Consider the following 13427-nt stretch of genomic DNA (forward strand, 5'->3'; position numbering starts at 1 on the left):
AAATAACAACTGCAAAAGTAAAAAAAAATAGCTATTTTAAATAGCTATTTTTTATATAAATTATTTCACTAATTAATTTTTGTTTATTTGCATTTATTTACAAATATTACAATGCTTCTGCTACTGTAAAACCGTAATAACTTGCTAATTTTTTTGATAAAACATCTAATGTTTCATCTTTTACAGACCATAAACCATCTTTTTCTAAGGCTTCAATCGTGCTGTTCATCATTGTACCGACTTGTTGTATCCCTGTTGGTCCGTTAGCGTGTGCAAACATCATTGCGTGTGCAAAACCATAAGCTTCCGACAATGCGTGTAATGTACTTGCATTTTTAGCACCTTTTCCTTTCACTAAATAATGTACCGTTCTAATAGCGATTACTTTAGACAATTCCATTCTTAAAATTGCTGCTTGTTCGTGCATTACCTCGTAATTTTTAACAACAATTGCTTGTCGTCCTTTTTTAAAGGCATTGTTTACGTTATCGAAAATTCCTTTAAAATCTTCATCAGCTTCTACTGATTTTAAATATGAATTTAAAAATCCTTTTCTAGCATCGGTACTATTTACAGGTTTTTTATAATCATCTTCTAAACCAAAAACATAACCATATGCTTCATCCCAACCATGTTGTAATTTAGTATATTTAGCGCCTTCTTTATATGGTTTATCTGCATCATTATCAGCAGTTGCACCTGCTAAATATTCTTTTGATACATATTTATTTACAATTTGGTCTAACATAATAGCACCAATCATTGTTTTAGCAACCGCTTGATTTACCTCAATACCTTTTGCATTTACGTATCTTTTATTCTCTAAATTACCCGCAATACCTTTAGATGCATCGTTTGTTTTTGCTGGTACAACATTTTGTGCAAAATCTTTAATCCAGCCGTCTATTTTTGTACGTAATGCATCACTTTGAACGCTTGTTAAAGTAGAACTACTTCCTGATGCAATCGTTTCTCTTAATATTTTACCTTTTAATGTTGCATCAGCAAAACCAGTTCCCTTAGCAAACATATTGGTTAATTTTGTTAAAGCAACTTCAGCAGAAACGTCTTCTTTAATAGCAAAACCATCTTTTCCTAAGGCGTTTTTAAATTCACCTGCCATTTTTAAACGAGTAACTTGTCCTGAAAAACTTACGTTTTCAAAATTATACGTTGCTGGAGCTTCAACATTTACAACTGGGTCGGACTTGTCTTCTGAACAAGAAGCAAAAAGTAACGTTGAAAGCACTAATGTTGATAGAAATATTCTTTTCATTTTTTTATTTTTTAACTTATTAAGATTAAATTTAAACAATTATTTGTTTTACGAGTGCAAATGTAAAATAGATAATCATTTAAACAAAACTTATTAAGACTTATTTTAAATAAAAAAACAAACTTTTAGTTCTAATGATTTTTTTCTTTCAAAAACCTATTTCAATTTGATCTGAAAAAATATAGTGGCAAAAAATGACGACAAGGGGTTAAAACCCCTTGTTAGAAGGAGCTAAAAATTGTGGCAAATCAGGATGAGAAACTAAAATAAATTCCCTTTAACGCATTTTTATTTTTAAAACAAGGGGTTTTAACCCCTTGTCTTGAGCTTACTCTCTTACCTTCAAATTACCTTCAAACTCTAGAATGTAGTTATTGTTTTTTAAGATATTGAATAACCGCTTTTCTAATATCGTAACTTACTTCTGATGATTTTGGAGTATGTATAGAAAGTACGTCTGGATTTTTTTCGGATAACATTGGAATATCATATCCTTTTAATAAATAATCTGAAAAAGCAACCGTATATATTTTATTATTATTTATTTGCTGATTTTTTATCTTCCAGATATCGCCTATTTTTGTTGCGTTATAACGCTGTAAATAAGCGCCAGTTCCTGCCGAATTTTCGCCAAATTCTAATACTTCTTTTAGTAATTTTCCTTTTATTTTCACTTTCAGAATTTGTCCTCCATAAGGCAATACTCTAAAAATATCAATAACGCTTATTTTTCCTACTAAAGCATCATCAATACGAACAGAACCACCATTTACCAAAGCACAATCAACCGTATTATTGTAGGCAAAACTCATTGATTTTGCGATAATTTCACCCATATTTGTTTGTGTACTTCTAATAGGTGTTTCTCTAGCATCTAAAGGAATTTTTGTTTTATAAATCACTTCGTACGGATTCGATACAATATCTTGAATTTTATTTTTTAGAATCGTTTGCCATTTATCAACAATAACGCCTATTTTTTGATCGGTAGGAATTTTGTGATTAATTTCTTTTAATTCTGATTTTAGTTTAATTTTTTTAGTGGTTGGATCGTATTCAAATCGATGAATATAGACTGTTTTAGCATTGGCATCTGCTTTGGCTATAACAACATTTCCGATTTCATCATAACTATTCGTATGCTCATGTCCGCCCATTATTAACGGAAGATTTGGTAATAATTCGGCAACTTTTTTATCTTGTTCTAAGTTCAAATGTGTTAGTCCAATAACGACATCTACCTTGTTTTTTATTTCATTGTAAGCTCTTTTTATCTCCTGATATACATCGCCATAATACACATAACTTTTTGGGTTTGATGCAATACAAGCACTTATAAAACCAACTTTTAAGGTCGAACCGTCAGGATTTAAAAATTCTCTGATATATGAATCTTCTAAGCTTTCTTTTTTTCCGTTGATTACTTTATGAAAATAATGATGTTTTCCATTTTTATGATGCAATACATTTGATGAAATCCAATCAAAATGACTTTCATTTAATCGTTCTTGTAAGTTGGTGTAACTTAGGTCTAGTTCATGATTACCAAAGGCGACCAAATCAAAATTCATCGCATTCATTACCTCCACCATTTGCTGACCTCTCACACGAGCTCCATCAACTTTCATAGCTCCTATTAATGATGGATTTAAGAAATCACCTGCCAAAACGAGCATGGTATTTTTATTTTCATTTTTTAAGTTTTGATGCACCGTTTCTACTCTTGCCATTCCGCCAAACTTACCACTTTGAATCGGAGCGATTTCGTACACATCGTTTAATTGTAGAATATTAAAGTATGTTTTTGTGGAATCTTTTTTAAATTGATAAACAGTTTTCGAATTATTTTTCGAGTTGTTTTGTGTATTTTTTTGAGAACCACAGCTACTAACAAGGACTGTTAGTAGGACGATTATTAGTAGTTTAAATTGTTTCATTTATATTTTTAATCTATTTTTTTGATAATTTACAAATCTTTAATGAAGATATTTACGGGTATTTTGTCTGATTGTTTTACGATATTCTACTAATTCTGGAAATTGGTAAAAAAAATTTCTTTTTTTATGAGCGATTGTTCTTGGTTTTTTAATTTTTGGTCTTAAAACGAATGCAGTCCAACTCTCTACGATATCTTCTTCAGGACTTTCTGCGGCGTAATCTGTTAAAAATTCTGTAGAATTATTTTGATATAAATCGTATAATTTTTCCACACAATTTGCTTCAGTATAGCAATAATCTCGTTGAATTTTATCCCATCGAGTCAATAGATTTCCTTTCCAGAATAGGTTTACAAATCGGTTGATATAACTTTTTCGATACGCCTCTCCTTCATGTGTTAAATAAAGTTCACCTTCTCCTTGTTCTATTTTTGTAGTTGGTCTTATTTGTGTTTTATTGAGTGTTAATAAGTGTCCAAATTCATGCACCATCGTATAAATAGATTCGTGTAATCTTTTTTTATTTCTAGTTTTAAGATTTACATCTTTTACATCTATTTCGAGTTGCCATTTATCATTTCTAGCATTTAAAGACACTAATGCACCGACTTTATTATCTACGCCATCGGTCATTAAAACGATTCGTTTAACATATTTTGTAGTTAATTCTTTTGGGAAAATACGGTAAAATTCTTTCCAATAATCGTTCGCTAAATCATTTTTATTCGAATTATTGATAATTAAAATACCGTCTTTAATTTGCCACACTCCTATTCGCTCATCAGTTATAGATTGGCAAAAAACCGTTTGACAAAAAACAATTAGAAAGAAGAAAAGTATGTTAATTTTAAATTTCATAAGCTTTAAAAAACTTCAAGAGCTTTATTATAAGCACTCTCAAAACTCATTGGTTTTATATTTGTTGCTATTTTTTTTGCAGTAAAATATGACAATAATTTTTCTGTTGGCATATTCCCTGTTAATTCATCTTTTGCCATCGGGCAACCTCCGTATCCCATAATTGCGCCATCAAAACGTTTGCATCCTGCCTTAAAAGCACTGTCTACTTTTTCGTGCCATTTTGCGGGAGTCGTATGTAAATGAGCTCCAAATTCTATTTCAGGATAACTCGGTATTAAGTTGGAGAATAGATAATTGATATCTTCAGGGGTTGAACTACCAACGGTATCTGATAAAGATAAAATTTTAACGCCTAGTTTGGATAATTTTTCCGTCCATTCTCCTACTATTTCTACATTCCACGGATCTCCATACGGATTTCCAAAACCCATTGACATATATGCCACAACTTCTTTATTACTTCTATTGGCGATTGATAAAACTTCTTTTAAAGTATCCACCGATTGTTCAATTGTTTTATGCGTATTTCGCATTTGAAAATTTTCAGATATTGAAAAAGGATATCCTAAATAATCTATTTCTTCAAATTGAGCGGCATCATTTGCGCCTCTCACATTTGCTACAATTGCTAATAATTTACTACGTGTTTTTGACAAATCTAACTTCGATAAAACAGCGGCAGTATCTCTCATTTGAGGAATTGCTTTGGGCGACACAAAGCTTCCAAAATCAATCGTATCAAAGCCTACATTTAATAGTGAATTAATGTATTTTACCTTAGCTTCTGTAGAAATAAAACGATTTTTTATTCCTTGCATTGCGTCCCTCGGACATTCTATAATTTTTATAGTCTCAACCATTGTGCCAAATATACATATTTTGATTTAGTTTATAAATCTTCTTTTCTTTAGATACTATTAATTAACATTTCTTTTATTAAATAAAAATGAACTCTTTTTATCATTATTCAAAAAGAAAAAAAACAATTAACTATTTCATAAAATCAATAAAAAAATAATTAACATTTAGATAAAAGCGGTTTTTTAATTTTGGAACTCAACCTTAAATAAACTGTAATGTTAAATTATAAAGACGCTATTTATATTTCGAAAAAAGAAGAATATGATAACTATCTTAGTTTTTTAAGTTCTTTTATTAAAAAAAACCTCATCCTTTTTTTATCAATAGTTATTATTCTTTCTACTTTATTTTTCTCTAGCACAAGTATGCCTAAAGGAGATTTTTTAATTACTTTTAATAAATATCACAATTCGTTTTTAGACTTTTTTTTTAAATACATTACCTATTTAGGAGATGCTCTATTATACTTGCCTTTAGCTATTTTATGTTTTTTTATAAAAAAGAAAAACATAAAATATTTAATTTACTTACTACTGATACAAACAGGTTTTTCTTGGTTTTTAAAAAAATTAATATTCAAAGGTGCACCGCGACCAAAAGCATACTTTAGTAATGATTTATTTAGCTCTTTACATAAAGTACCCGAAGTAACTATTCATAGTTATAATAGTTTTCCCTCAGGGCATACGCTAACTGTATTTTCTTTATTTTTCTTTACGCTATTTTTTTTTAAGATAAATAAAAACTGGCAATTTACGTTACTTCTTTTAACTTGTTTAGCAGGTTTATCTAGAGTTTATTTATTACAACATTTTCTAATAGATGTAGCGTTTGGTGCTTTTTTAGGATTTATTTCAACATTTATTGTTTTAGTCATCAAAAAAACTTAGAACTTTAAAATTAATGTTGTAGGATTTTCAAACAAATCTCTTTCTCTTGCAACTTCTATTAAACCTAAAGATTCAAATAATACTTCATTCTTTTTATGAGCCCGAGTAATAACCATTCCTCCTTTGGGATGATTATCTATATGTGTTTTTAAGTCATCAATATTTTTAAAAATAGGAATTTCTTTTTTCATTTTAAAAATAAATGCTGAATTTATAACTCCATAACCTACTACATTTTGATTTTCTTCAAATAATGAAATTGTTTTCTCTACAGGATTTTCTTTATCAATAATAGGAAAAACTCCATAAAAAAATACCAAAGCCATCAAAAGCCAACTAGCACTTAAAGCATGAATCCATTTGTACGTTGTGTTTCGTAATTTGTAAGCAATCAATGCTCCTATAGTAATTATAAAGAAAGATGTTCCCAAAAGATAAAGATTATAAATAACTTTATCTTGCTGTATTCCTATAATTATTCCGATAGGCAAAATAATTGACACTACTAATATTGCGATTAAAAAAGGTTTTTTATTTTGAACCTTCATCAATATTGCTGAGAGCAACATAAAAATCCACGGATAAGCAGGAACGGTGTAATTTGGTAATTTTGTTCCTGAAATCATAAAAAAAGCAACAATACTTACCGAAACACAAAAACTGAATAAAAGAAAACTGTTTTCTTTTATAATTATCTTAATTAATTTATATTTTAATAAAAAGAAAAACCAAGGAATTAAACCTAAAATCACAAAAAGTATGGTTAATAAAAAAACACCTCCATGCCCTTCCATTTCGCTGGTAAAACGCTCAAAATTATGTTTAAAGAAAAAATTATTTGTAAACTCACCTTTTGTAGCCTTATGAACAGCATAAAACCACGGAAAAGCAATACTTAAAGACAATGGAATCCCTAAAAAAGGATTAATTTTTTTGATTGTTTTCCATTTAAAATCTTTCATTATAATTAAAAATAAAAAAACCGCTAAACTTAATAAAACAATACCTACCGGACCTTTGGTTAAAAATGATAAGCCTAATGATATATAAAATATAAACCACCATTTTCTTTTCCCTGTATTATAAAATTCATAAAAACTAAGCCCTGAAAGTGTCATTAAAAAAATAAAATAAGGATCAGGAACACTCCAGTGCATTTGTATATTAAAATGTAAAGAACTAACTAAAAGTAAACTTGCATAAAAAGCGGTTTTAGTTCCTACATATTTTTTTGAAAACAAATACAAACAAACAACCGTTAACACCCCCATTATTGCAGAAAAAAATCTGGCAGCAAAAGGATTTACGCCCCAAATTTTATATGACAAAATCATAAAGTAATAATGTAAAGGAGGTTTATCTGATCTTAAAACACCATTATACGTTGGTATGATATAGTTATTATTTTGCATCATTTCTCTGGCACAAATAGCATTTTTAGCTTCATCTAAAAAATAGATATCAATACTACCAATACCTGCTGTAAAAACTATTAGCGAAATAATTAAAAGTATATAAACGTTTTTATGTTTCATAAATACAACTTGTTTTTAATACAAAAACAAATGTATCTATTCTACTTTTAAGGAATTATTAAATATATAAAGCCATTTATTAACATTATCAACTAGAAAGATTCTTATTAAGATAATAAATAAAATGATATTCATATAATTATAAAATACAAAAAACCCGATAATTTTTTACAATCATCGGATTTATCTTTTTATGAGAAAAAAATTATTTTAAAGAAGCTAAACTACTTTTAATCGTTTCAATCTTCGCTAACGTATCTGATTCTTTTTTACGTTCAATAACAATTACCTGATCTGGTGCATTGCTTACAAAACGCTCATTTGATAATTTCTTTTGAATTCCGAATAAGAAACCTTCTGCTCTTTTTAATTCAGCATTTAACTTAATAGTTTCAGCTTCTACATCAATTTCTTCTTCCGCTACAGGAATAAAATATTCGTTCGATTTTACTCTAAACGAAGCTCCATCAACTTTTTCTGAAACATACTTAATTTTTGATGCGTTGGTTAATTTTTCAATTAAAACATCAAATTTATTGGTGAAATTTTCATTATTTACTACTGATAATTCAACAGCATCTTTAAATGAAATATTTTTATTTTTTCTGATAGTTCTAATTCCTGATACAACATCCGTAGCAAATTCGAACTGACCAAGTATTGTTGTATCTACTTTTTTAAGTTCAGGATATTTTGCAATAATTAACGCTTCTTCTGGCGTTCTATCCGTAATATGTTGCCAAATTTCTTCGGATAAGAAAGGCATAAATGGATGTAATATTTTTAAATTATCTTCAAAAACAGCAATTACGGCATCAAATGTTTTTTTGTCAATTGGTTGTTGATACGCTGGTTTTACGGCTTCTAATAACCATGATGAAAAATCATCCATAATTAGCTTATAGATAGCCATTAAAGCATCTGATAAACGATATTTAGAAAAATGATCTTCAATTTCAGCTAACACCGTTTGAAATTTAACAGCATACCATTCTAAACCTATTTTTGCTGATTCAGGCTGTTCGATAGTTTCGTCAATTTCCCAACCTGTAACTAAACGGAAAGCATTCCAAATTTTGTTTGAAAATCCTTTTCCTTGCTTACATAAGTCTTCATCGAACATTAAATCGTTACCTGCGGCAGCACTTAATAATAATCCGACACGAACACCATCGGCACTATAATCTTCAATTAATTTTAAAGCATCAGGTGAATTCCCTAACGATTTCGACATTTTTCTACGTTGTTTATCACGTACTAAACCTGTTAAATAAACGTTTTCAAAAGGACGTTCATCTTTATATTCGTATCCTGCAACAATCATTCTTGCTACCCAGAAAAATAAAATATCTGGTCCTGTAACTAAATCGTTTGTTGGATAATAATATTTGATTTCTTCATTTTCAGGATTATTAATTCCATCAAAAACAGACATTGGCCATAACCAAGAAGAAAACCACGTATCTAACGCATCTTCATCTTGTCTTAAGTCGGACGCCGACAGCGAAGTATTCTTTGTCTTATCTTTTGCTAAAACTACCGCTTCTTCAATACTTTCAGCAACTACAAAATCTTCTTTTCCATCGCCATAGAAATACGCAGGAATTTGTTGTCCCCACCATAATTGACGCGAAATATTCCAATCACGGATGTTTTCCATCCAATGACGGTACGTATTTTCAAATTTCTTCGGATATAATTTAATTTCGCTATCTTCTCCTAAAACAGCATCAATAGCAGGTTTTGCTAACTCTTCCATCTTTAAAAACCATTGATCTGACAATCTTGGTTCGATAACAGCATTAGTTCTTTCTGATGTTCCTACTTTATTAATATGAACTTCTGTTTTTACTAAAATTCCTTTTTCTTCTAATTCTTTAACGACTAATTTACGAGCTACAAAACGATCTTTTCCTTGATACTGTAATCCAAAAGAGTTTAAAGAAGCATCATCATTAAAAATATCGATTACTTCTAATTTGTGCTTATCTCCTAAAACTTTATCATTTTCATCGTGTGCTGGAGTAACTTTTAAACATCCAGTTCCGAATTCAACGTCTACATATTCATCTTCAATAATAGGAATTACACGATTACATAAAGGAACAATTGCTTTTTTACCTTTTAAATGTGTAAAACGTTCATCATTTGGGTTGATACAAATTGCAGTATCTCCGAAAATAGTTTCAGGACGTGTGGTTGCGATGGTTAATTTTTCGTCAGAACCTTCAATTTTATATTCTAAATAATAAAGATTTCCTTGTTTTTCAACATGAATAACTTCTTCATCAGAAAGGGTTGTTTTTGCTTCAGGATCCCAATTTACCATTCTATAACCACGGTAGATTAATCCTTTATTATATAAATCAACAAAAACTTTAATTACAGATGCTGATAACGCAGGATCCATTGTAAAGGCAGTACGTTCCCAATCGCAAGAAGCACCTAATTTTTTCAATTGCTCTAAAATAATTCCTCCGTATTCATTTTTCCATTCCCAAGCGTGCGCTAAGAATTCTTCACGAGTTAAATCATTTTTATCGATTCCTTGTTCTTTTAGTTTTGCGACTACCTTTGCTTCGGTTGCTATTGATGCGTGATCGGTTCCAGGCACCCAACACGCATTTTTACCTTGTAAACGAGCACGACGGATTAACACATCTTGAATCGTGTTGTTTAACATGTGTCCCATATGCAATACTCCCGTTACGTTAGGTGGCGGTATTACAATGGTGTAAGGTTCTCGCTCATCTACTTCTGAATGAAAATAGTTATGTTTCATCCAGTAATCGTACCATTTTCCTTCTACTTCTTTAGAATCGTATTTTGATGGAATATTCATATGTTTTATGTATATTTATGCCATAAGTTTTTTCAAATTACTTATGCTTTGGCATTGTTTTTGAAATTAAAAAAACAAAAATACAATTATCTATAGTGGTATAAAAAATTAGATGTTGGTTTTTTTTAACTAAAAAAATAATATTAAATTTGTAACGGATTAATTTCCTTAAATAACGTATCAATTATGAAAACCATTTTATCATTTGTAGCTGTTCTTTTTATAACATTAACAGTTAGCGCACAAGAATTTAAATTTGAAACAGAAACTATCGACTATGGTAAAATAGCGGTTGGTTCTGAAGGAAAACGCACGTTTGAATTTACGAATATCGGTGATGAGCCTATTATTATTAAAGATATTATTTCTGCTTGTGGTTGTACGGTTCCTAAAAAGCCTGAAGCGCCAATTATGCCAGGTCAGAAAGGGAGTATCGATGTTTCTTACGACACCAAAAGAGTTGGAGGATTCTCTAAGGCGTTAACGATTGTTTCGAATGCAAAGAACACCAGAAAGCGTGTTAAAATCAAAGGATTTATTTCGAAAGATGTAGCTTCTGTAAAATAATTAAGACTAAATAATAGTTCTTTTTAAAGTCTTTTTAAAGTGTCAATATTGCATAAATATTGACACTTTTTTTTTGGAGCTATTTCCCGCTTTCCGCACTCGCTCTTTTTTTGAAGAAAAATCAAAAAAAGGAGCTCAAACAGATGCTTCAATCGGGGCTAAGTCTATTTATTGAGTTTCGGCATTATCTAAAGTTCTTTTTATTTATATATAAGCTCTATTTTTCGAAATATATTTTGCAAATTTGCATTAAACAACCATAAAATTATATCCTATGCCTACTATTTCTTTAAAAGGGAATTCTATGCCTCAATCACCAATTCGTAAATTGGTTCCCTTTGCAGAGGCTGCTAAAAAAAACGGCACAAAAGTGTATCATTTAAATATTGGTCAACCTGATATTAAAACGCCTAAAGTAGCGTTAGATGCAGTTAAAAACAATACTATTGAAGTATTATCATACGCTCGTTCGGAGGGTTCTGAACAATACCGAACGAAGCTTGCAAATTACTACGCTAAAAACGACATTCATGTAACGGCAAATAATATTATTGCCACTACGGGAGGTTCTGAAGCGTTATTATTTACTATCGGAAGTATTACCGATCCAGGTGATGAAATTATTATTCCTGAGCCTTTTTATGCGAATTACAATGGTTTTTCTACGGCTTCAGGAGTAAAAGTAGTTCCTGTAATTTCTAAAATAGAGGATAATTTTGCCTTACCTGCTATTGAAGATTTTGAAAAATTAATTACACCGAAAACAAAAGCAATTTTAATTTGTAATCCAGGAAATCCGACTGGATATTTATACAGTGCTGCTGAAATTGAAAAATTAAAGCAAATTGTTTTAAAGCACGATTTATTTTTAATTGCTGATGAAGTATATCGTGAATTTACCTATGATGGTGCAAAGCATCATTCAATAATGACTTTAGACGGTTTATCAGAAAACGCAATTATGATTGATTCTGTTTCAAAACGTTACAGTATGTGTGGTGCAAGAATCGGTTGCATTGTTTCTCGAAATGAGGAATTTATGAACACTGCAATTAAATTTGCACAAGCACGTTTAAGCCCACCAACCTATGCTTTATTAGCTAGTGAAGCGGCTTTAGACACCCCTCAAAGTTATTTTGATGAAGTAATTGAAGAATATCAAGAACGTAGAAATACCTTAATTTCTGAATTACAAAAAATTGACGGCGTAAAAGTTGCGAATCCAAAAGGAGCTTTTTACTGTGTCGTAGAATTACCTGTTGCCGATGCTGATAAATTTTCACAATGGCTTTTAGAAGAATTTAATGATCATAACGAAACAGTTATGGTAGCTCCTGCAAGCGGATTTTATTCGACAGAAGGAGAGGGAAAAAATCAAGTTCGTATCGCTTATGTATTAAATAAAGTTGATTTAATTCGTTCGGTTGAAATCTTAAAAATTGCTTTGACAAAATATCCTAATAAATAAAAGCATCAATAAATTCATCAAAAAAATTGAAATTCATTGAAAATTTTGAAAATTCAAGAAAATATATCTTTAAAAAACTACAATACGTTTGGCATTTCTGTGAATGCCAAACGCTTTGTTAGTATTGATTCCCTTTATAATTTACAGCAACTTTTAAAATCAGAAAAAGAGTTATTTTTAATTTCTGGTGGAAGCAATATGCTATTAACAAAAGATATTGAAAAATTAGTGGTTCATCTTAATATCAAAGGGATTTCTATTGATAGTGAAACTGAAGACAACATTTTTATCACCGTAAATGCGGGTGAAAATTGGCACGAATTTGTGCTTTGGTGCGTTTCTCAAGATTATGGAGGACTTGAAAATTTATCGTTAATTCCTGGAAATGTAGGAACTTGCCCGATTCAAAATATCGGAGCATATGGCGTGGAAGTAAAAGATACGATTACGCGTGTGGAAGCCGTAGCGATTGAAACCCAAAAATTAGTATCCTTTTCAAATGAAGATTGTAATTTTGGCTATCGAAATTCTATTTTCAAAAATGCTTCGAAAGGCAAATATATTATTACTTCTGTTTGTTTTAAATTGAGTAAAAAAGAACATCAATTACATACTTCTTACGGTGCTATCGAAGCCGAAATAAACTCTAAAAACATTGTAAATCCAACGATAAAAAATATTTCTGATGCCGTAATTGCTATCCGAAAAGAAAAACTTCCCGACCCTAAAAAAATCGGTAACAGCGGAAGTTTTTTTAAAAATCCTATTATTTCAAAAGAACTTTTTGAAACGCTTATCAATCAATTTCCGTTAATGCCGAATTATGAAATTTCAAAAAATCAGGTTAAAATTCCAGCAGGTTGGTTAATTGAACAAATCGGATTTAAAGGTAAAAGATTTGACAGTTGTGGCGTTCATGAAAAACAAGCCCTCGTTTTAGTAAATTACGGAAATGCTACTGGAAATGAAATTCTAAAACTAGCACAAAAAATTCAAAAAATTATTCTTGATAAGTTTGATATTTCTTTAGAAATTGAAGTCAATATTATATAAAAGTCTATTTAAACTTCCGTGAACAAAGTAAAAACAAGATTTAGCACAAGCAAGATGCTTGCGCTAGCCAAGGATATTCTGATAAAAAACTATTTAAATTTCCTGTAAAAATTAGATATCGCTATCGCGAGCATCTT

Annotated in this window: 10 protein-coding genes; 4 read left to right on the forward strand and 6 right to left on the reverse strand. The window is 30.1% G+C overall.

Translation table 11 applies throughout. The annotated features are described in order from the left end of the window. Nucleotides 1–106: 106 nt before the first annotated feature. From L0U77_RS08090 to L0U77_RS08105, 4 genes are all read right to left on the reverse strand, one after another. Nucleotides 107–1276, reverse strand: a complete 1170-nt coding sequence (locus tag L0U77_RS08090) for a DUF4856 domain-containing protein (RefSeq protein ID WP_233897683.1) — start codon at nt 1274–1276, stop codon at nt 107–109. Between the two features lie 371 nt (nt 1277–1647). Next, entirely contained in the window at nt 1648–3213 is a 1566-nt protein-coding gene (locus tag L0U77_RS08095; protein ID WP_233897684.1) for a bifunctional metallophosphatase/5'-nucleotidase, read from the reverse strand. A 39-nt stretch (nt 3214–3252) separates the two neighbouring features. Then, on the reverse strand, nt 3253–4071 hold the full coding sequence (locus L0U77_RS08100) for a hypothetical protein (RefSeq protein ID WP_233897685.1): 819 nt from the start codon (nt 4069–4071) through the stop codon (nt 3253–3255). 5 nt (nt 4072–4076) lie between these two features. Continuing rightward, nucleotides 4077–4892: a beta/alpha barrel domain-containing protein gene (locus L0U77_RS08105; protein ID WP_394369913.1), complete on the reverse strand. Its 816-nt coding sequence runs from the start codon at nt 4890–4892 to the stop codon at nt 4077–4079. A gap of 258 nt (nt 4893–5150) precedes the next feature. Here L0U77_RS08105 and L0U77_RS08110 point away from each other — a divergent pair, with 258 nt between their 5' ends. After that, a complete protein-coding gene (locus L0U77_RS08110) occupies nt 5151–5825 on the forward strand; it encodes a phosphatase PAP2 family protein (protein WP_233897686.1) in 675 nt (224 codons plus the stop codon). On the opposite strand, the gene L0U77_RS08115 is transcribed toward L0U77_RS08110, so the two are convergent. Together L0U77_RS08115 and L0U77_RS08120 are read right to left on the reverse strand one after the other, a co-directional pair. Next, the gene (locus L0U77_RS08115) at nt 5822–7360 is read right to left on the reverse strand and encodes an ArnT family glycosyltransferase (protein ID WP_233897687.1); all 1539 of its coding nucleotides are present in this window, start codon (nt 7358–7360) and stop codon (nt 5822–5824) included. The genes L0U77_RS08110 and L0U77_RS08115 overlap by 4 nt on opposite strands. Before the next feature lie 205 nt (nt 7361–7565). Continuing rightward, on the reverse strand, nt 7566–10202 hold the full coding sequence (locus L0U77_RS08120; RefSeq protein ID WP_233897688.1) for a valine--tRNA ligase: 2637 nt from the start codon (nt 10200–10202) through the stop codon (nt 7566–7568). A 186-nt stretch (nt 10203–10388) separates the two neighbouring features. Here L0U77_RS08120 and L0U77_RS08125 point away from each other — a divergent pair, with 186 nt between their 5' ends. The 3 genes from L0U77_RS08125 to murB all read left to right on the forward strand — a co-directional run bounded on the left by L0U77_RS08125 (nt 10389) and on the right by murB (nt 13290). After that, entirely contained in the window at nt 10389–10769 is a 381-nt protein-coding gene (locus L0U77_RS08125; RefSeq protein WP_101917014.1) for a DUF1573 domain-containing protein, read from the forward strand. A gap of 274 nt (nt 10770–11043) precedes the next feature. Then, nucleotides 11044–12237: a pyridoxal phosphate-dependent aminotransferase gene (locus L0U77_RS08130; protein WP_101917013.1), complete on the forward strand. Its 1194-nt coding sequence runs from the start codon at nt 11044–11046 to the stop codon at nt 12235–12237. Nucleotides 12238–12282: 45 nt separating this feature from the next. Continuing rightward, nucleotides 12283–13290 (forward strand): UDP-N-acetylmuramate dehydrogenase, encoded by a 1008-nt coding sequence (murB, locus tag L0U77_RS08135; protein ID WP_233897689.1) that lies wholly within the window; start codon nt 12283–12285, stop codon nt 13288–13290. Nucleotides 13291–13427: the final 137 nt, after the last annotated feature.

The organism is Tenacibaculum piscium (assembly GCF_021390715.1).
In the GTDB taxonomy this organism is placed as follows: domain Bacteria; phylum Bacteroidota; class Bacteroidia; order Flavobacteriales; family Flavobacteriaceae; genus Polaribacter; species Polaribacter piscius.